Origin of the sequence: Bradyrhizobium sp. AUGA SZCCT0176 (assembly GCF_018130145.1) — a bacterium.
Taxonomy (GTDB): Bacteria; Pseudomonadota; Alphaproteobacteria; order Rhizobiales; family Xanthobacteraceae; genus Bradyrhizobium.
The window spans coordinates 72,267-91,119 of the sequence record NZ_JAFCMB010000022.1 but is presented as its reverse complement, the minus strand read 5'-3'; the positions used below and the strand labels follow the sequence as shown (position 1 = coordinate 91,119).

The window sequence follows — 18,853 nt, the reverse complement described above, 5'->3', positions numbered from 1 at the left end:
AATCCGCCGCGGGCTTTTTGTTTGAAATTTTCCAATCGGACGGCGGCCGCTTGTCACGACGCCACAACTCCCAACGCCCGTCGCCTGAGGCGTCGCAGGCGCGCCGTCGTCCGAACCTTTGAGATCATCATTAGCCGGCACGCGCGAACGCGCCGGTGTGCGGCGTGGCCAAGGTCACGGCGCAAGCGGCCCCTGCACCAGGGATACGGTTCGCGCCCGAAATGATCACACACCGGCGATCATGCCGCGCATTCTATTTCCAGAGAGAAGCCGATGATCGCGTATCTGATCTCGCTCGCGCTGATCGGCCTGATTGCAATCACGGTATGGGAGGTAGCCTCATGAGTGCCGACCGGCGTCGCCCGGTTCGTCCCGCGCCCCGAAACGATCATGGTGAAGCGAGATTTCCGACCACCAGGGGGTAAGGTCGGACGTGTCAAGCAACCGGCCTGCACAAAATATCCTGAAATCATCAACGTGAACTAATGAGAAGGCGCACGAAAAGAACAGGATAATCCATAGTCTGCCTACGCGATTTCTAATTGGCCGTGCATCTGGGGCGTGGAGGCCTGATATGACGAAAGAGTTTGGTACGTTTATGCAGCGGGCGGTGAGCACTGTGATGCGGCCGAACAGCAGTTTTGCAGTCTGGGCGGCAATGTTGCTGTGCGTCGTGCAAGCACCGATTGCGCGCGCCGATCCCGCCTCCTGCATCGAAAAAGTATCTTCCTATGTCGCAGAGGTGGATCAACTTCTTGCAAAGGAAAAGAATTGGATCATGCCGTTCGTGGATCTCAATAATCGACATCCGTCGTTTGTGGATTGCGACACGGATGCCTTGTTGCTTGTAACTTGGCGATCGCGATTTCTCCAGTCGATCAATTACAATCCGCAAGCGAAGCAATTTATTGTTCTGTTCTCAAGCGACGATGTAACTGTTGGATTTTCGTATTACCCCCTGAAGAAGAAATCGGACCCTCCGTTTGTTGGCTGGGTGAAGAAGTAAAGGAGTCAAAGATTGGCTGAACGAATTTTTATGACCTTCACCAATGCGAGCGCGTTGCCTTATCAAGGGGCGGTGCTCGGGCATCATATCGTGTTGAACTACATCGATTCCGAAGGAAAACATCACACGCTTGAGGGGGTGCCGGAGCAGAAGTTCGATCGTAACGTCGCTAAGTTTTTAGCATTCGTTCAAGAGGAAGGCCGGTCCAATGGTGCAAACAATACAGATTCGCCGTTTAAGCGTCTCAGAGCCGAGAAGCGAGATGCTATCCGCCTTGCGTCAAACCTGCCATCTACGCTTATCGCTGAGGCTGACAATCTGCGTTCGCAGTGGGAGCGGATGACGAGCTTTGGCGATGAGGTGAATTCGATAGGGTACGAGTATCGTCCCTTATCGCAGAACAGCAACTCGTTTGCGGCGGGAGCCTTGAAGAGGGCGGGATTTTTAGGTCCGGGAACGGTGTTTCCTGAGATTTTCGATCGTTTTTTTTGCCGTCGATCCCGTAAGCGGCCAAACGCACCCGGTGAAGGTTCCAGGTTTCGATCGGCGCTTGGAAAATCCCCTCGACAAGGCGGCAGCACCTTTGCGCGGTCCGGTTACGCCGTTCGTCCCGGCGAATGCTAGCCCTGCGGGCGATCGCCAAGAGTCGTTCGATCGCCGGTTCGGAAGCTCTACTGCGGAAAGCACCAATCCAAATCTGCCCGCGTGGGTGAGGGGCGTCGGGGAAATACCGAGGGACGCTGACCGCAAGCCTGTACCGTATTTGGGTCGACGCGTCGCGGGTAAGCCGGAGGTATCTACGTTCGATGTCGGTGCACCACCCGTTCCGTTCGTTCCGTCCAACGAGGGTCTTTCTCCCCACCTTCAGAATTCACTCGATAACCGCTTCGGAAACTGGACCTCTTCTCCTGCCGGCGTCACGCCGCGCAATCCGAACTTACCCCTGCCGCCGGCTGAACCCGGCAAGCCACCCGGAATATTCAACGACAAGCCGATGCCGTTGTGGACGACACCACCACCGATCCGGGGATCGACAGACTTTTCCGAAGCGCCTGGCATCGGCACCAAGCCGATGCGGTATGTCAGCCGGCGGGATGGCAATCCGCCGCCGGCGTCCGTTTTCGACACCGGCGCTCCGGCCGCGCAGTTCGTTCTTCCCGATCAACTGAACGCCTCTAGCGGCCGCATCGACTGGGCTGCGGCTCTGGCGGGCCTCGATCCGCTGCATCCGATGCGGGCGGCGCCGCCGCAACGCCGAAACGCCTTCGTCAGCGGAAACGATGCCTTGTCCCGCGCAGCCGGTGGAAGCAGCTCTTCGTCCAGGCCGGGGCAATCCCAGGGTCCAACGGCCTCCACGTTGTTGGAGTACATTCAACATCTGAACCAGCTGAGCGCCAACGAACCGCAGGCTCCCATATTCGAGCGTGGCGCACCGGGAGCATCGCTCGCTCCCTCGGACAGTCCAATTCCGATGGGCGGTCTTGCGGGCCGGATCGCGGCACTTACGGGCTTCGATCCCGACAATCCGGATGCGCCGCCGCCCGGCGTGCTGCTCAAGCTCTTGCTCGCCGCCCAGCAGCGGTAGTCTTGAAGATCAAAATTCCCGTCGGCTCGCGCCTTATTGTCAGGCGAGTCCTGTCGCATCGATGTTCCCTGATTTTCTGCGATTGATTGACGGCCTGAAAAAGAATTTGACACGTCGGGCAAATCACCGGCTGAATATCATCATCGCGAAAATCATGCAGAGCCCGGGCGGAGAAATCCGCCGCGGGCTTTTTGTTTGAAATTTTCCAATCGGACGGCGGCCGCTTGTCACGACGCCACAACTCCCAACGCCCGTCGCCTGAGGCGTCGCAGGCGCGCCGTCGTCCGAACCTTTGAGATCATCCTTAGCCGGCACGCGTGAACGCGCCGGCGTGCGGCGTGGCCCAGGTCACGTCCGCAAGCGGCCCCTGCAGCAGGGATACGGTTCGCGCCCGAAATGATTGCACACCAGCGATCATGCCGCGCATTTTTTCCCGGAGAGAAGCCGATGACGGCGTATCTGATATCGCTCGCGCTGATCGGCCTGATTGCAATCGCGGTATGGGAGGATCCCTCATGAGTGCCGAAATCATCCAGTTCATCCCGCGCCCCGGGCATGATCATGAACAGACCGATTTCCCGACGATCGCGTTCCGCTCCGCGGTGCACGAGCCTGCGGCGGACCCGACCGACCTTACGCCGTGCGAATACGTCACGGCGGATCATGACGAGACGCGGTGAGGAAACCCTTGGCAGACATCCGCTCACTGGCACGGAGCCAGACCAAGACGGCCATCAACGTCCTCGTCAAAATCATGCATAGCAAGGATGCGACGCCTGCGGCGCGCATCTCGGCGGCCAACGCGGTCCTCGATCGCGGCTGGGGCAAGGCCGCGCAACCATCGGAGAGCGGTAATGACGGTTCGAACAAGCCTCCCGAACGGATCGAGCGGCTCATCGTCAATCCTGACGATCCCCACAGCGAAAGTATTTGAGCCATTGCTTCGGCCCAGCAGGTACCGCGCAGCCTTTGGCGGCAGGGGATCCGGAAAATCGCATTTTTTCGGCGAGCTTCTGGTCGAGACCTGCCAGGCCGAGCGCGGCACGCTTGCGGTCTGCATTCGCGAGGCGCAACGGACATTGGCGCAGTCGAGCAAGCGGTTGATCGAGAGCAAGATCGCCGCGCTCGGCGTCGGCAGCGGCTTCAAGCTCTACAGCGACAAGATCGAAACGCCCGGAGATGGAATCGTCATCTTCCGGGGTATGCAGGATCACACTGCCGACTCGATAAAATCACTGGAAGGGTTTCGTATTGCCTGGATCGACGAGGCGCAGAATCTGAGCGCGCGCAGCCTGTCGCTGCTGCGTCCGACGATCCGCGCCGAACGCTCGGAGCTGTGGGCGAGCTGGAATCCGCGCCGGAAGTCCGACGCGATCGACGATTTCCTGCGGACGCGCCAGCCGCCGGGTGCGTGCGTGATCAAGGCGAGTTGGCGTGACAATCCCTGGTTTCCCTCCGTGCTGGAGGAGGAGCGGCAACTCGATTTGTCGCTCTATCCGGATCGCTATGACCACATCTGGGAGGGCGACTACATCGGCGCGTTCGAAGGCGCGTACTTCGCCGGGATGCTGTCGCAGGCGCGAAGCGACGGGCGCATCGGCAAGGTCTCGGCCGATCCGCTGTTGCCGCTCCGCGCCTTCATCGATATCGGTGGCTCCGGCGCGACGGCGGATGCCTTCACGATCTGGATCGTGCAATGGGTGGGAGCCGAAATGCGGGCAGATCTTCAGCATCTGCGTCGCTGGCGCAGAAGTGTCGAACAGGCTCAGAGCTATACTTTCAAGGCGGTCATCACCGTGATTGTCACCGGATTTGTCGGTGCGGTCTGGCTCGGCATCAAGGCTACGCTTGGCAGGTGATCGCGGAGATGCGCCATGACCGGAATATCTCAGCGTATGTTGTGTAGCCACGGTCATCGATGTGGCGTCCAGATTCATTGCCGACGGTTTGCTGAATGCGATCCGTCGACAACTCAAATTTCAGCATCAGGTGGGGCCAATGTACCGGATTCGTGAGGTTGACGGGCACGACGATGAGATAGCTGATACGCTCCTGGAACTTCATCGGCTGACATTCTTGGATTGTGCCCCTATACTAAAGTTCGATCATGGGCATTGGTGGCTCGCTCGTGACGAGACGGAGCCAGTTGGCTTTGCGGGAGTTGTTCCTTCAACCCACGTGTCCAATGCCGGCTATTTCTGCCGGGTTGGCGTGCTGAAGAAGCACTGGGGACGCCGGTTGCAACTTCGTTTGATGGGCGCCGTGGAGGGGCGTGCGCGGCTCAACGGATGGTGCTCGGTCATTTCCGACACGACTGATAATCTGTCGTCAGCCAATAATTTCATTCGCGCCGGCTACCGGCTGTTTCAGCCGCCAGTCCCATGGGCTTGGCCAAATACGCTTTATTGGCGCAAGCTCATTGGATAGCCAGCGTCCAGCATTCTTTCGAAGTACTCCTCGCCCGGTGGCCTGACGGCCGCCGGGCTCTTTTTCGTTTTAGCACGGGTGCATAGCCAACGGATCCGTCTGGCGCGACGCAAAAGATCACATGGCACCAGCCCAATTTGGCGGAAGAGGCATGTTCCGCGCGCCTTGATCATTGGCGGTGAGGCGGTAGACTGGCCAGGCCCAACCGCTTCAAGTTCGCAACGACGGATTGGGCAAGGAAACGCCAATGCCAGGGGACGGCCGCAGGCCAGATGCAAGTTCGCTCGCGGGACCGGGTACGGACAGCTATGCCGCTATGGTTGCCCGCGCCAGAGCGCTGATCCCGAAATTGCGGGAGCGTGCTGCCAGGACCGAAGAACTGCGGCGCCTGCCACCGGAGACCGAGCGAGATTTACACGATGCCGGCCTGTTCCGGATCATACAGCCCAAACGCGTCGGCGGCGCCGAACTCGACTATGTTGCGCTGGTCGATTGCGCCGATGCGCTGGGGCAGGCGGATGCTTCCGTAGCGTGGAATTTTGCCAATCTTGCAAGCCATCACTGGATGCTAGGCATGTTTGACCGGCATGCGCAGGACGCCGTCTGGGACAAGGACGCCAATGCGTTGATCGCCTCGTCATTCATCTTTCCGGCTGGCCGAGCCAGAAAAGTCGATGGCGGATATGTGCTCAATGGCCACTGGCCGTTTTCCTCAGGTGTCGAATCCTGCGATTGGAACATGCTCGCCAGCGTGGTTTCGTCCGACGATGACGCCGACGGTATCGAATACCGGCTCTTCCTGCTCAACAAGAGCGACTACAAGATCAACGATACCTGGAACGCGACCGGCCTGTGCGGTACCGGATCGAACGATGTCAGGGTCACGGACGCCTTCATCGCCGAGCAGATGACGATCGCCGTCAGCGATCTTACCGGCGGGCCAACCCCGGGGAGTGCCGTCAATCCAAACGCCCTCTATGCGCTGCCGGTATTCTCGTTGTTCCCCTATGTATTATCAGGCGTCGGTCTGGGTAATGCACAGGCCTGTTTGAATGATTATGTCGAATTCGCACGTCATCGCGCCTCGACCTACAATCGGGCCAAGCTCAGCGATATGCAGACGACCCAGATCAAGATCGCGGAGGCCTCCGCCAAGATCGACGCGGCGCGGCTGGTCATGCGCACGAACTGCATCGAAGCGATGGTGGACGCTCGACGTGGTCACGTTCCGGATATAGCAGACAAGACGCGATTGCGGCGTGACGGCGCGTTCTCTGTCAACCTCTGCACTGAGGCCGTGTCGCTGCTGTTTGCTGCAAGCGGCGCGCGCAGTCTGTTTACGTCGGGTGCGTTGCAGCGGCAGTTTCGCGATGCCCACGCGGTGAATTCGCACCTCGCGTTCAATTTCGATGCGGCGGGAACCAATTATGGACGTGTAGCGCTTGGCCTGCCGTCCGAAAACCTGACGCTCTGAGGCGAGGATGTCCGACGCACCCAAACATCCGGCCGATCCCGCTAACGAGTTCGCCAGCGACAACTCGGCGATCGATCCCCGGGATTTTCGTAATGCGCTCGGTACGTTCGCTACCGGCGTCACTATCGTTACAGCGATGGCGGCTGACGGAAAGCCGTATGGCGTGACCTGCAACTCCTTTGCCTCAGTCTCGCTGAATCCGCCGCTGGTCCTGTGGAGCCTCGGCATGTTCTCGCAGGGCTTGACCATCTTCCAGAACGCCAGCCATTTCGCAGTCAATGTTCTCGGTGCTTCTCAGCAGACGCTGGCCTCGCAATTCGCAAAATCCTCCGGCGACAAATTCGCCGGCGTGAGCTGGACGCCGGGGCTCGGCAACGCGCCGGTGCTTGCTGACAGCGTTGCAAATTTTCAGTGTCGTGCCGCCAATCGATACTACGGGGGTGACCACATCATCTTTCTGGGAGCCGTCGAGGCCTATACTTATAATGGGCAGGAGCCGCTGTTGTTTGCACGCGGCGGATTCGGCCGATTCCTTGCCGGCGACGACGGCAAATCCTGATGAGCAGGAAAGGTCAGCCCAAACGTGCTGGCACCAAACAAAGGCGCCTCTCGCCCGACGATCGTCGCCGGGAAATTGTTGCGAAGGCGACTGAATTTTTCTCGGAAGAAGGATTTGGCGGTGGAACGCGGGCACTGGCGCGGCGGCTTGGCGTAACGCAGCCGCTGCTCTATCGTTACTTTCCAAGCAAGGACAACTTGATCAAGGAGGTCTATCGCACGGTCTATCTCGACCCGCTGGAAACCGGCTGGGAGAAACTGCTGACCGACCGCTCGCGGCCGCTTCGCGACCGGCTGCTGGAATTCTATCGCGCCTATACCGACGCGATCTTCACCCGGAAATGGCTTCGCATCTATCTCTATTCGGGCTTGAAAGGTCTGGACATCAATCGCTGGTATGTCGGCATGGTTAAGGACAAGATCCTGACCCGGATCATCCGGGAGTGCCGTCATGAAGCGGGGCTTATCGTGCAAAACAAGCCGAGTGCGACCGAACTCGAACTGGCCTGGGTCTTTCACGGCGGCATCTTCTATTATGGCGTCCGCAAATACATCTACGAATCGCCGGTGCTCGAAGACAAGGATCGCATCATCAGCGATGCGCTGGATGTCTTTCTGGCCGGCTTCGATCGGGTCAATGAAACCTCGCCGGATGTCCGCCGCGCACCAATCAAGGTGGTGGGATAAGCCAGCTGTTATTTTCCGGCTGTTTCCGCGCGATACCAGTCGCCGATCTCGCTTGCGGTCATCAGTGCCACGCCGTCATGGCTGATCACGTAGTCCAGCAGCGCTTCCAGATATTTGATGCGATGCGGAACCCCCGTAATATAGGGATGGATCGAGATCGCCATGATCCGCGCGTTCGATTCGCCTTCGAGATAGAGCCGGTCGAACTGATCCATGCCACGCTTCAGGAATTGCTCGGAGGGCTGATGTTGCAGCGCATGGACGACGATGTCGTTGGTTTCGACCGAATAAGGGATCGTCGTGATGGTGCCGTGGGGCGTGGCGATATCCTGCGGCAGATCGTCGATGACCCAATCCGCTAGATATTCGATGCCGTTGAGACGCAGAAGATCGAGAGTTTCCTCGGTCTCGGTGAGGCCCGGGCTCTCCCATGATCGTGGTGATTTGCCGGTAAATTTTGCGATTGTTTCTACGGAGCGCTTGATCGCATCGGCTTGATTGTCGAGCTTGTGCATCGGCCCCTGCAGGAATCCGTGGCCCATAAACTCGAAGCCGGCCTCGAGCGCGGCGGACGCAACGCGCGGATAGGAATTGCAGACATTGGCATTCAGGGCCAGCGTTACCGGCATCTTGCGGTCGGTCAGCACCTTGAACTGCCGCCAGAAGCCGGCCCGCATGCCGTACTCATGCCAGGACCAATTCGGCACGTCAGGCAGCAGCGTCTGTCCCATCGGCGGGCTCAACACCGTCCGCGGCATCGCGTTCTCGATCCGCCATTCCTCTACGTTGAGGATCACCCACACTGCGAGCTTCTTGCCGCCGGGAAGCGTCAACTTTGGTCGATCGATTTGGGCCTGATAGGGGATACGATCACTAAGAGCCACGGCAGATTCCTTGGATGATTGATCTATCCGGACGCCTTGCCGGACATGTCTGCGCTAACGCGCGGCATGACTTTTTCGGCCATCAGGATCATCGACTGGCGTCCAAGCTCACGATCCTTCCAGTCCTTGCCGGCATAAAGGAGCGTGCCAAAGGGCCCAGTCTCCTCCTGAAAAGCCAGCAGTTGGTCGGCCACGCTATCTGGCGTGCCGTGAATGATGAGTTTGTCGCAGATCGACTCGAGCGTCACTTCCTCGTCGGGCTGATCACGGCGCGTTTTGAACAATTCGATGCGGCCGCCACGCTTCAACTTGGTGAATAGCGAGCGATAATAATAGACATATGGACCGTTCGGATCGGTAGCATAGGCTTTTGCCGTTGTAGCATCCTTGGCTACAAACACGCTTTTGGCGACCCGCCAGTTCGCCGACTCTGCGGGGCGGCCGACACGTTCGCAGCCTTCAGCGTATTTAGGCCAATGGCTTTTGACCCAAGCCGGCATCAGGAAGTTCGCCGAAATCGGATCCCAGCCGCGCGCAGCGGCTTCGGTCACGCCTTTCGAGAACGGCGCCACTGCCGTCACTACGATCGGTGGATGCGGCCGTTGTAGCGGGCGCGCGATGAACCCCTGACCAATGTCCTCAATCAGGGTCTTCTGTACCGATACATTCCAGTACTTGCCTTGGAGGTTATACGGAGGCTCGCTTGCCCAGATATCAAGGACCTGATTGATCGCCTCCAGGAACATCGCGTTGCGATCTGCGTCGAGATTACCGAAAACTTCAGCGTCGGACAGCAACCCACCGGGGCTGATACCGAAAATCAGGCGGCCGTCGAGCATGTGATCGAGCATCGCGATCGAGGCTGCAAGCGCCGCCGGATGAGTGTTCGGCATGTTGATGGTGCCGGTTCCAAGCTTGATTTGCTTGGTCGCCGCGGCGAGCCAGGCGATGAATGCGATGCAGGATGTGATGTTCTCGGCTTTGTCGGTGACGTGCTCGCCGACATAAGCTTCGCTGTACCCGAGCTCGTCGGCCAGCAGGAAGGCTTCGCGATCCTCTTTGAGGGACAGCCGCCAATCCTTGCCGACAGGATGGATGGGCATCGTGAAGAACCCGAGCTTCATGGTCTGATCCCCCAAGGGCAGGCTTTTTGTTTGGTAGGAAACGTGCGTCGGTCGCAAAATGATAACAAGTCCCAAAGTCGCAGGCACCGAAATAATCACTCGATAAACAAACTTGACCTTTAAAAATTGTCGCCGTCTAATCCAAAGAAAATGCCGATATCCGGCAGGGGGAGGTTACGCCGAAATGAAAGCCTCGGCTTTCGCTTATGCCCGCCCGACCAGCGTCCCAAGTGCGCTGGAACTGTTGGTCGCGTACGGGGACAAGGCCAAGGTGTTATCCGGCGGCCAAAGCCTGATGCCGGCAATGAATCTGCGCCTGATCTCCCCCGAATTCATTGTCGATATCGGTGAATTGGCTGAGCTTCGCGGGATAGTTGTGAAAGGCGACGTCTTAACCGTTCGTGCGCTGACGCGTCACGTGGACGTCCTGAGATCTCCCGAAATCGCGACCCATGCTCCTCTGTTGAGGGACGCTACCTCCCATGTCGCGCATCCGGCGATCCGCAACCGCGGCACGCTCGGCGGCAGCCTTGCGCACGCGGATCCGGCTTCCGAATTGCCGGCTTGCATGGTGGCGCTGGGCGCAACCGTCATCGTTTGCGGGCCACGCGGCGAGCGGCGAATCCCTGCTCAAGAATTCTTCACCGGCATTTACGAGACGGCACTTTCGCCACAGGAACTGCTGGTTGCCGTCGAACTGCCTGTCGCGCGGAAAGATTCCGTGCACTTCTTCCATGAATTTGCCCGCCGTCATGGCGACTATGCCATTGTCGGCTTAGCGGCGCAGTCGACCATCGTAGACGGGCAGTTCACTGATCTCCGCCTCGGTTTCTTTGCCGTGGGCGACCGGCCTTTGCTCGCCGGGGCTGCCGGAAAACTTGTTAACGTCGCCGTCACGCCGGAAGTCCTGGCCAACGCCTCCGCGGTACTGGGCGAAGAGCTGGATCCGCAGGAGGATCAGCAGGCTACTCCGGCCATGCGGCGGCACCTCGCGAAAGTATTACTTCAGCGTTGCGTGTCCACGCTGCTTTCCCGTGCCGACTTGCAGTCGGGGGTACCCGCGCGATGACCCCTGTGCCCATTTTCCTCGAAGTCAATGGCGAGCGTATCGACACCCATGTGTTGCCGCGGCTGAACCTGGCCGACTTCCTGCGTGAGCATATGAAGTTGACCGGTACGCATGTCGGGTGTGAGCACGGGGTTTGCGGTGCCTGCACGGTGCGCTTCAATGGCGAGATCGTGCGCTCCTGCCTGATACTGGCGGTACAAGCCCAAGAAGGCTCGGTCGAAACGATAGAGGGTTTGTCCGACAGCGGTGAAATCGCGGATCTGCAGGCCGCGTTCCGCGATCGTAACGCCTTGCAATGCGGCTTCTGCACACCGGGAATGTTGATGGCGGCGCAGGATTTGCTGCAGCAGACTCCGGAGCCGGATCGGAAAAAGATTCGTGAGCATCTTTCCGGCAACTATTGCCGTTGTACCGGCTATCAAGCGATTATTGATGCGATTGAGACGACAGCGCGGTTGCGCGCAGGACGCGCGACATGACACGCAAACCTGCGAATCGTGACGCGTTTTCGGTGCTCGACCGGCCGAACTCCTATATCGGCAAGACCGTGCCGCGGCCGAACCTCGACCGGCTGATGCAGGGACGCGGGTTATATGTCAGCGACATCGAACTGCCGCGCATGGCGCATGTTGTGTTCCTGCGCTCGCCGCACGCGCATGCAAAAATCACAGGTATCGACGCAGCGGCGGCAGAACGCATGCCGGGTGTAATTGCCGTCGTCACCGGCCAGGAAATTGCTGTGGTTATCACGCCGTGGGTTGGGGTGCTCTCGCACTTGAAGGGTCTCAAATCTGCGCCGCAAAGCGCGATCGCGGTTGATCGGGTGTGCTGGCAGGGCGAAGCCGTCGCGGCAATCATCGCAACTAGCCGCGCCGCTGCCGAGGACGCGGCAGAACATATCTCCGTCGCGTATGAGGAACTCGACGCCGTGACGGACATGCAAACTGCGCTCGATCCCACAACGTCCGTGATCCATCCCGCGCTCGGCGACAATCTGGCCTTCGAGCGTAATCATGACGCAGGCGCCGTCGACGCGGCCTTTGCTGCCTCCGACGAGGTGGTGGAAGCAGAATTCATTTTTGGGCGGCACACCGGCGTGACGCTGGAGCCTCGTTCGGTAGTTGCCGACTGGAACTCTGCCGAAGGGCGACTCACGATCTATCAGGGCACGCAGGCGCCGCATATGGTGCAGAATATTGCGGCGCTGCATCTCGGTCTTCAGGAGTCCCAGGTCCGCGTGGTCTGCAAGGACGTCGGCGGCTCCTTCGGTATCAAGGTCCACGTCTACGCCGACGAAATGGCGACTTACGCACTGTCGAAACTGCTGCGGCGGCCGGTCAAATTCGTCGCCGACCGGGTCGAGAGTTTTAACACCGATATCCATGCGCGCGACCATCGCTGCAAGGGAAAGATCGGAGTCAAACGCGATGGTATCATCACCGCGTTCGAGATTGACGATCTCACGGGTATCGGGCCGTATTCAATGTATCCGCGAACGAGCGCCATCGAGGCCAATCAGGTCGTCAACCTGGTCGGTGGGCCCTATGTGACCAAGAACTACCGCGCCCGCGCCCGCGTCGTGTTCCAGAACAAGAACGTCATGTGTCAGTATCGTGCGGTCGGGCATCCGATCGCCTGTTCAGTAACTGAGGGTCTGGTCGATCTGGCGGCGATGAAGATCGGCATGGATCCCGTCGAAATTCGCCGTCGCAATCTGATTGCCGACGACGCTTACCCCTGTGCTTCGCCTTCGGGTTTGCGTTTCGAGCAATTGTCGCATCATGCCGCGTTGGCGAAACTTATCAAGATGATGGACTATGACGCGCTGCGCGCGGAACAGGCAATGTTGCGAGCCAAAAACATTCATCGCGGTATCGGCATCGCCAGCTTTATCGAAGTCACCAATCCCAGCGCGGCATTCTATGGCGTCGGCGGCGCCAAGATATCGTCGCAGGATGGCGTTGCGGTGCGGCTTGATGCCCAGGGAGCCGTAGTCTGCCAAACCAGCATCACCGAGCAGGGGCAGGGATCGGAATCGCTCACCGCCCAGATCGTCGGCAGCGTCCTCGGCGTCTCGATGGATCGCGTTCGCGTCATTCTGGGGGACACCGACAACACGCCCTATGGCGGCGGCACGTGGGCTTCGCGCGGGGCCGGCATCGGCGGTGAGGCCGCACTTCAGGCCACCAAGGTCCTGCGCAAGAACATCCTCGATGTCGCCGCCGCCATCCTGCAATCGTCACCCGGCGATCTCGACATCGTCAGCAATAGCGTTGTGAACGTCAGCGATGGCGCGCCGCGCATTGAATTGAGTGAATTGGCGAGGATCGTTTATTTCCGTCCCGATACGCTGCCACCGGGTATTCAGGCGGAGCTGATGGCGACACGGCATTTTGTCCCGCGAGAATATCCCTTCGCCTTTACTAACGGTGTCCAGGCCTCATGGCTGGAGGTCGATACCGACACCGGCTTCGTTAAATTGTTGAAGCACTGGGTGGTCGAGGACTGTGGCACGATCATCAATCCGCAGCTGGTTGACGAGCAGATCAGGGGCGGGGTGGTGCAGGGCCTTGGCGCCGCGCTGTTCGAAAAATGCGTTTATGACGAACGTGGCCAGCTCACCAACGCTAACATGGCCGACTATCTGGTCCCGATGTCCGGCGAAATGCCGGATATTGATATCGGCCATGTGGTGTCGCCCACGATGGAATCGGAATTGGGCGCCAAGGGCGCGGGCGAGGCTGGTACGGCCGGGGCGGCCGCCGCCGTGACCAATGCGGTCAATGACGCGCTCAGGCCGTTTGGGGCAATAATCACGGAGATTCCGCTGACGCCTCAGATGATCCTGACTGCGCTGGGGAGAATCTGAACGACGGTGCCAGCGAAAGCCAGTGTTCACTCGGCTGCAACGTTCGCGATCGAACTCGCCTGCCGATTGGTGACGACCACCTTGATGGCATCGTCAACACGCTCACGCGCGTATCTTAGCGCGGTTGGCAGATCGCCGAGTGGAAACGTATGTGTATGGATTTTCGTCGCATCGAAGCGCTTTTCCGCCATGAGTGCCATGGCACGGCGGGTCGCGCTGCGGCCCTCGCCGCGAATGCCGTAGGCATAGATGTTGTTCTTTACGAGATGTGCGAGATCCATCGTGACGGGATCATGTGGGAACGCGGCAAGGCAAATTTTTCCGCCGCGATTGGTCATGTGAATGGCTTGATTGATTGTAGTTTCGCTTCCGGCGCATTCAACGACGTAGTCGGCGCCGATACCGGTAAGTTGCTTAACGACTTCGACTGGGTCCTCGTCGTTGATATTGATGACGCGATCGGCGCCTAGTTCCTGACCGATTGCGAGCCGTTTGTTGCGCGTTCCAGTCAAGATCACCGGGCTCGCGCCGAGCGCTTTGGCAACGGCGACCGCGAGCAGTCCGATCGGCCCCGGGCCGATCACCACGACGCTCTCGCCCGCAACCAACCCTCCCAATTCGGTCAAGCCATACATTGAGGTGCCGGCGGTGACGACCAGCGTCGCCTCCGCGTCACTCATCGTATCTGGTACGCGTGCCAGCGTGTTGATGTGGTTGACGGCGTATTCGGCAAAACCGCCATCGGTGGTGAAACCGTTGGCGCGATGTCCCTTCTCGGGCTTTCCGTAGTTCAGGCACGAGGTGTACATGCCCTGGCGGCAGCGCTTGCACTGGCCGCAACCAGCGTGGATCTCCACGCTGATCCTTTCTCCAATCGTGAATTCGTCGACGTCAGGTCCGAGCGCTGCGACAGTGCCCATGTATTCGTGGCCCGGCGTGAAATTCTTGTTGAAGGGCAGGCCACCCTGAATGCTCGCCGGCGAGCCTGTATGAATGATCTCAAGGTCGGTTGCGCAGATCGCAACCGCATCGATCCGGACCAGCACTTCCGCGCGCGTGGGAACGGGGACCGGTTTCTCGCGCAAGGAGAGGTGGTCCGGGTCGTCCAGTACCCAGGCCTTCATTTGGTTAGGGATGGGTAGGTCGGGGGAAGTCTTGACGCCGGCGGGCTGGTACATGAAGCGTCTCCTCTCATGTCGAAGCCTAGCTGAAATCGTCGGCTGACGAAATTCCCGGACGGCTACAGCGCGGCTGCAGCCGTTTGCTGCATAGCAATAGACTGTCGCAAAACCTTCATGCGCAGCCTATACTTGGTCGCCGGTTGGTGCTGATATCTTTTTCGGCCGCTCGAAACCGGAGTTATCCATGAAGACCGTCCGTTTTGTTCTTGTCTTGCTGGCGCTAGCGCTGATCGCGCCCGGGCAATCTGCCAAAGCGGCCGACGTCATTTGCTATAATTGCCCCCCGGAATGGGCGGACTGGGCCTCGATGCTCAAGGCGATCAAGGCCGATCTCAATTACGATATTCCGCACGACAACAAGAACTCCGGTCAGGCGCTCGCGCAGATTTTGGCCGAGAAAAGCAATCCCGTCGGCGATATCGGCTATTTCGGCGTCACCTTCGGCATGAAGGCCAAGGCGCAGGATGCCCTCGAGCCCTATAAGCCCGCCAACTGGGATCAGGTCCCAGCCGGCCTGAAGGATGCCGATGGCTTCTGGACCACGATTCATTCCGGCACGCTTGGCCTGTTCGTGAACAAGGATGCGCTTGGTGGCAAACCGGTGCCGGCCTGCTGGAAGGACCTTCTGAAGCCCGACTATAAGGGTATGGTCGGCTATCTCGACCCGTCTTCAGCCGCGGTCGGGTACGTCGGTGCAGTCGCCATCAATCTGGCGCTTGGCGGCTCGGCGGCCAATTTTGATCCCGCGATCAGCTTCTTCAAGGACCTGAAGAAGAATGACCCGATCGTCCCCAAGCAGACTTCCTATGCCCGTGTGGTTTCGGGCGAGATGCCGATCCTGCTGGATTACGATTTCAACGCCTATCGCGCGAAATACTCGGAGAAAGGCAATTTCGAGTTTGTGATCCCTTGCGAAGGTTCTGTGGTGTTTCCTTACGTCGTTGGCCTCGTCAAGAATGCGGCGCACAAGGACAAGGCCAAGAAGGTTCTCGACTATCTTCTGTCCGACAAGGGGCAGGCGATCTGGACCAACGCCTATCTGCGTCCCGCGCGGCCGATCGAACTGCCTGAGGCCGTGAAGAAGAAGTTCCTGCCCGACAGCGACTACACGCGCGCGAAAAATGTCGACTGGGGTCAGATGGAAAACATGCAAAAAGGCTTCGTCGACCGCTATCTCGCCGAGGTTCGCTGAGGCAATATGGCGTCCGGTTAGAGCGTTTTCGAGCGAAGTGGTACCGGTTCGCGTGAAGAAAACGCGTCGACGAAGTAGAGCTGCGGTTCTGATTCGTCAGAACTGAAGCTCCGGGGCGCCTTCTGCTGATGTCGCATAGATCCTTTGTCTGGTTGTGCCTGCTGCCGCTTGCGGTGGTGACGGCAGCGTTTTTTCTGCTCCCGATGGCGCGGCTGGTCGTGACCGGGGCGGAAGGCCCACAGGGCGCCGCGGGCTATCTGGCGATCCTGACCGAGCCGCGTTACCGCGCAACCTTGATCAATACGGTGGCGCTGGCAGCCGCGACCACCATTGTGACGCTGATAGTGGCGACGATTGCTGGAATGTTCCTGCAGCGGCATCGCTTCCCCGGCCGCGCCGTACTGATTGCGATGCTGACCTTTCCGCTGGCGTTTCCCGGCGTGGTTATCGGCTTCCTGATCATCCTGCTCGCCGGCCGCCAGGGGCTGATCGGTGATCTTTCCAACCGCGTGTTGGGCGAGAAGCTGGTCTTTGCCTACTCGATCTACGGGCTGTTCCTCGGTTATCTCTATTTCTCGATCCCGCGCGTCATTCTCACCATCATGGCCGCGGTGCAGAAGCTCGATGTTGGTTTGGAAGAGGCAGCCCGTTCGCTGGGGGCCAGTCCATGGGCGGTGCAGCGCGATGTGGTGTTGCCGGCGTTGGCGCCGGCCTTCGTCGCCTCCGGTGCGATTGCCTTTGCGACGGCGATGGGGGCGTTTGGTACGGCGTTTACGCTGGCGACCAACATCGATGTGTTGCCGATGCTGATCTATACCGAGTTCACGCTGGCTGCGAATTTTTCGACTTCGGCCGCGCTGTCGGTCGGGCTCGGCATCATTACCTGGTTCATCCTGGCGCTCGCCCGCTCCTTCAGCGGCAGCGCAGTTGCGGCGGCTGGATGAGCCATGCGTGATCGTCTGATCTTCACCGGCCAGCTCATTTTTACATTGATCGTCGCCGCATTCCTGGTGGTGCCCGCAATCCTGTCGATTTCCGCCGGCGTTACCGTGAACTATTTTCGCGGTATCCAGTCCGGCGTAACCCTGCAATGGGTCGTCCAGGTCTGGCAGCTCTATGCCGGCACTATCCTGCTGTCATTCGTGATCGCCTTTGCTACCCTCGCCGTGACGCTGGCCATTGGTGTTCCCGCAGCCTACGCCTTGCACGTGCGGGGAGGGAGGCTGTCGCGCATCGTCGAGGAGATCATCACGCTGCCGCTGGCGATACCAGGTCTGGCAATTGCCCTGGCATTGCTGCTCACCTACCAAGGCTTCAGCGACTTCCGCCGTTCTTGGCTCTTCATCCTGGTGGGGCATGTTATTTTCACCATGCCCTTTATGGTGCGATCGGTGATGGCGGTGTTTGCAACGGTCGATATCAAGACGCTCGACGAAGGTGCGGCGTCGCTCGGCGCATCACCATGGCGGCGCTTCCGCGACGTTATCGTGCCGAATGCCGTGCCCGGGATACTTGCCGGCAGCCTGATGGTGGTGACGCTTTCGCTTGGCGAATTCAACCTGACCTGGATGCTTCATACGCCCCTGACCAAGACGCTGCCCATCGGACTTGCGGACAGCTACGCCTCGATGCGGCTCGAGGTGGCTTCGGCCTATACGTTGATATTCTTCGTAATGATCATCCCGCTGCTGGTGGCCATGCAATTCTTTGCCGAGAAGGAACAGAAGAGATGAACGCGTCAGCAGGACATGGCGCCTCGGTGCGTATTGAGGCCTGCGGCAAGACGTTTATCGATGGAACGCGCGCGCTGGAGCCCGCGACGCTCGATATTGCGCGCGGTGAGACGCTGGTGTTGCTAGGTCCGTCCGGCTGCGGCAAGACCACGATGCTCCGCATCATCGCGGGCCTCGAATTGCCTGATGCCGGTGGCAAGGTATTGTTCGACGGCAACGATATGACGTCGGTGCCAATCGAACGGCGCAACGTCGGTATGGTGTTCCAGTCCTATGCGTTGTTTCCCAACATGAGCGTATCTGACAACATCGGCTACGGCTTGAAGATCCGCGGTGTGCCGGCCAAGGAGCGTGCGGCGCGCGTCGCCGAACTGGTCGCGCTGACCAATATTGCCGGGCTGGAGAATCGCCGCATCGACCAGCTTTCCGGAGGGCAGCGCCAACGCGTGGCGCTGGCGCGAGCAGTCGCGATCCGGCCGGGGATCCTGCTGCTTGATGAACCCTTGACGGCGCTCGACGCGGCGCTGCGCGATCGGCTACGCGGTGAACTCAACCGCCTGCTGCGCGCGCTTGGCATCACCACAATTTATGTAACGCACGACCAAGCCGAAGCGATGGAACTCGGCGATCGTGTTGTTGTCATGCAGAAGGGAACGATTGCCCAGATCGGTACGCCGCGGGAGATCTACTTCACGCCGCAAAGTCGCTTCGTGGCGGAATTCATAGGTGCCGCTAATATTATCGAGTCCCCGATCGAGAACGGTTATCTCGTTTTACCGGGCGGGCGGCAGGCGATCGGGATCGACGCGAATTTTCCGACCGTGGTCGCCATGATTCGTCCCGAAACGATCCGCGTAGTGGAGACGGGGAGTGCCCCGCTTTCCGGCGTCATCGACAGCATCAGCTTTATTGGCGATCGGCAACGCCTGGTCATAAGTGGTGTATCCAATAGGCTATTTACTGTTGATGCGCCGAATACGGTACAAGCCAAGGCCGGCGAACGGGTCGGGCTGTTGATTTCGCCGGAAGCCGTTCGTTTGCTGCCGTCCGAAAGTTGAGAACGC

19 protein-coding genes and 1 pseudogene are annotated in these 18,853 nt (G+C 59.4%); 17 read left to right on the top strand and 3 right to left on the bottom strand.

All coding sequences use genetic code 11. The annotated features are described in order from the left end of the window. Positions 1 to 574: 574 nt before the first annotated feature. The 10 genes and pseudogenes from JQ600_RS31480 (at position 575) to JQ600_RS31435 (ending at position 7,737) form a co-directional block, all read left to right on the top strand. Positions 575 to 1,006 (top strand): hypothetical protein, encoded by a 432-nt coding sequence (locus JQ600_RS31480; protein WP_212263921.1) that lies wholly within the window; start codon positions 575 to 577, stop codon positions 1,004 to 1,006. 12 nt (positions 1,007 to 1,018) lie between these two features. Then, positions 1,019 to 1,630 (top strand): hypothetical protein, encoded by a 612-nt coding sequence (locus JQ600_RS31475; RefSeq protein ID WP_212390963.1) that lies wholly within the window; start codon positions 1,019 to 1,021, stop codon positions 1,628 to 1,630. After that, on the top strand, positions 1,530 to 2,591 hold the full coding sequence (locus JQ600_RS31470; protein WP_212490264.1) for a hypothetical protein: 1,062 nt from the start codon (positions 1,530 to 1,532) through the stop codon (positions 2,589 to 2,591). Before JQ600_RS31475 ends, JQ600_RS31470 begins: the two co-directional genes overlap by 101 nt. A 515-nt stretch (positions 2,592 to 3,106) precedes the next feature. Then, the gene (locus tag JQ600_RS31465) at positions 3,107 to 3,271 is read left to right on the top strand and encodes a hypothetical protein (protein WP_212390961.1); all 165 of its coding nucleotides are present in this window, start codon (positions 3,107 to 3,109) and stop codon (positions 3,269 to 3,271) included. An 8-nt stretch (positions 3,272 to 3,279) separates the two neighbouring features. Continuing rightward, positions 3,280 to 3,525 (top strand): hypothetical protein, encoded by a 246-nt coding sequence (locus JQ600_RS31460; protein ID WP_249136180.1) that lies wholly within the window; start codon positions 3,280 to 3,282, stop codon positions 3,523 to 3,525. After that, positions 3,446 to 4,045: pseudogene (locus JQ600_RS37475) on the top strand (phage terminase large subunit); the annotation flags it as partial. The gene JQ600_RS31460 and the pseudogene JQ600_RS37475, both read left to right, overlap by 80 nt. A 544-nt stretch (positions 4,046 to 4,589) precedes the next feature. Then, the gene (locus JQ600_RS31450) at positions 4,590 to 5,018 is read left to right on the top strand and encodes a GNAT family N-acetyltransferase (RefSeq protein WP_212490262.1); all 429 of its coding nucleotides are present in this window, start codon (positions 4,590 to 4,592) and stop codon (positions 5,016 to 5,018) included. A gap of 247 nt (positions 5,019 to 5,265) precedes the next feature. Beyond that, a complete protein-coding gene (locus JQ600_RS31445) occupies positions 5,266 to 6,492 on the top strand; it encodes an acyl-CoA dehydrogenase family protein (protein WP_249133251.1) in 1,227 nt (408 codons plus the stop codon). 7 nt (positions 6,493 to 6,499) lie between these two features. Next, positions 6,500 to 7,051, top strand: coding sequence for a flavin reductase family protein (locus JQ600_RS31440; RefSeq protein ID WP_212390958.1), 552 nt, complete (start codon positions 6,500 to 6,502; stop codon positions 7,049 to 7,051). Further along, on the top strand, positions 7,051 to 7,737 hold the full coding sequence (locus tag JQ600_RS31435) for a TetR/AcrR family transcriptional regulator (RefSeq protein WP_212390957.1): 687 nt from the start codon (positions 7,051 to 7,053) through the stop codon (positions 7,735 to 7,737). The genes JQ600_RS31440 and JQ600_RS31435 overlap by 1 nt, the downstream gene beginning before the upstream one ends. A gap of 8 nt (positions 7,738 to 7,745) precedes the next feature. Here JQ600_RS31435 and JQ600_RS31430 read toward each other — a convergent pair whose 3' ends face one another. After that, positions 7,746 to 8,621 (bottom strand): polysaccharide deacetylase family protein, encoded by an 876-nt coding sequence (locus JQ600_RS31430; RefSeq protein ID WP_212390956.1) that lies wholly within the window; start codon positions 8,619 to 8,621, stop codon positions 7,746 to 7,748. Between the two features lie 23 nt (positions 8,622 to 8,644). Next, on the bottom strand, positions 8,645 to 9,745 hold the full coding sequence (locus JQ600_RS31425; RefSeq protein ID WP_212390955.1) for an LLM class flavin-dependent oxidoreductase: 1,101 nt from the start codon (positions 9,743 to 9,745) through the stop codon (positions 8,645 to 8,647). 184 nt (positions 9,746 to 9,929) lie between these two features. Here JQ600_RS31425 and JQ600_RS31420 point away from each other — a divergent pair, with 184 nt between their 5' ends. From JQ600_RS31420 to JQ600_RS31410, 3 genes are read left to right on the top strand one after another with little or no spacing between them, the layout of a single operon-like run. After that, the gene (locus JQ600_RS31420) at positions 9,930 to 10,814 is read left to right on the top strand and encodes a xanthine dehydrogenase family protein subunit M (RefSeq protein WP_212490261.1); all 885 of its coding nucleotides are present in this window, start codon (positions 9,930 to 9,932) and stop codon (positions 10,812 to 10,814) included. Further along, on the top strand, positions 10,811 to 11,293 hold the full coding sequence (locus JQ600_RS31415) for a (2Fe-2S)-binding protein (RefSeq protein ID WP_212390954.1): 483 nt from the start codon (positions 10,811 to 10,813) through the stop codon (positions 11,291 to 11,293). The genes JQ600_RS31420 and JQ600_RS31415 overlap by 4 nt, the downstream gene beginning before the upstream one ends. Next, positions 11,290 to 13,683: a xanthine dehydrogenase family protein molybdopterin-binding subunit gene (locus JQ600_RS31410; RefSeq protein WP_212390953.1), complete on the top strand. Its 2,394-nt coding sequence runs from the start codon at positions 11,290 to 11,292 to the stop codon at positions 13,681 to 13,683. Before JQ600_RS31415 ends, JQ600_RS31410 begins: the two co-directional genes overlap by 4 nt. A gap of 26 nt (positions 13,684 to 13,709) precedes the next feature. On the opposite strand, the gene JQ600_RS31405 is transcribed toward JQ600_RS31410, so the two are convergent. Further along, a complete protein-coding gene (locus JQ600_RS31405; protein ID WP_212390952.1) occupies positions 13,710 to 14,861 on the bottom strand; it encodes a zinc-binding dehydrogenase in 1,152 nt (383 codons plus the stop codon). Positions 14,862 to 15,048: 187 nt separating this feature from the next. Here JQ600_RS31405 and JQ600_RS31400 point away from each other — a divergent pair, with 187 nt between their 5' ends. From JQ600_RS31400 to JQ600_RS31385, 4 genes are all read left to right on the top strand, one after another. Continuing rightward, a complete protein-coding gene (locus JQ600_RS31400; RefSeq protein WP_212390951.1) occupies positions 15,049 to 16,056 on the top strand; it encodes an ABC transporter substrate-binding protein in 1,008 nt (335 codons plus the stop codon). A 128-nt stretch (positions 16,057 to 16,184) separates the two neighbouring features. Beyond that, positions 16,185 to 17,000 (top strand): ABC transporter permease, encoded by an 816-nt coding sequence (locus tag JQ600_RS31395; RefSeq protein ID WP_212263936.1) that lies wholly within the window; start codon positions 16,185 to 16,187, stop codon positions 16,998 to 17,000. Between the two features lie 3 nt (positions 17,001 to 17,003). Then, positions 17,004 to 17,789 (top strand): ABC transporter permease, encoded by a 786-nt coding sequence (locus JQ600_RS31390; RefSeq protein ID WP_212263937.1) that lies wholly within the window; start codon positions 17,004 to 17,006, stop codon positions 17,787 to 17,789. After that, positions 17,786 to 18,847: an ABC transporter ATP-binding protein gene (locus tag JQ600_RS31385; RefSeq protein WP_212263938.1), complete on the top strand. Its 1,062-nt coding sequence runs from the start codon at positions 17,786 to 17,788 to the stop codon at positions 18,845 to 18,847. Before JQ600_RS31390 ends, JQ600_RS31385 begins: the two co-directional genes overlap by 4 nt. The last annotated feature ends 6 nt before the right edge of the window (positions 18,848 to 18,853 follow it).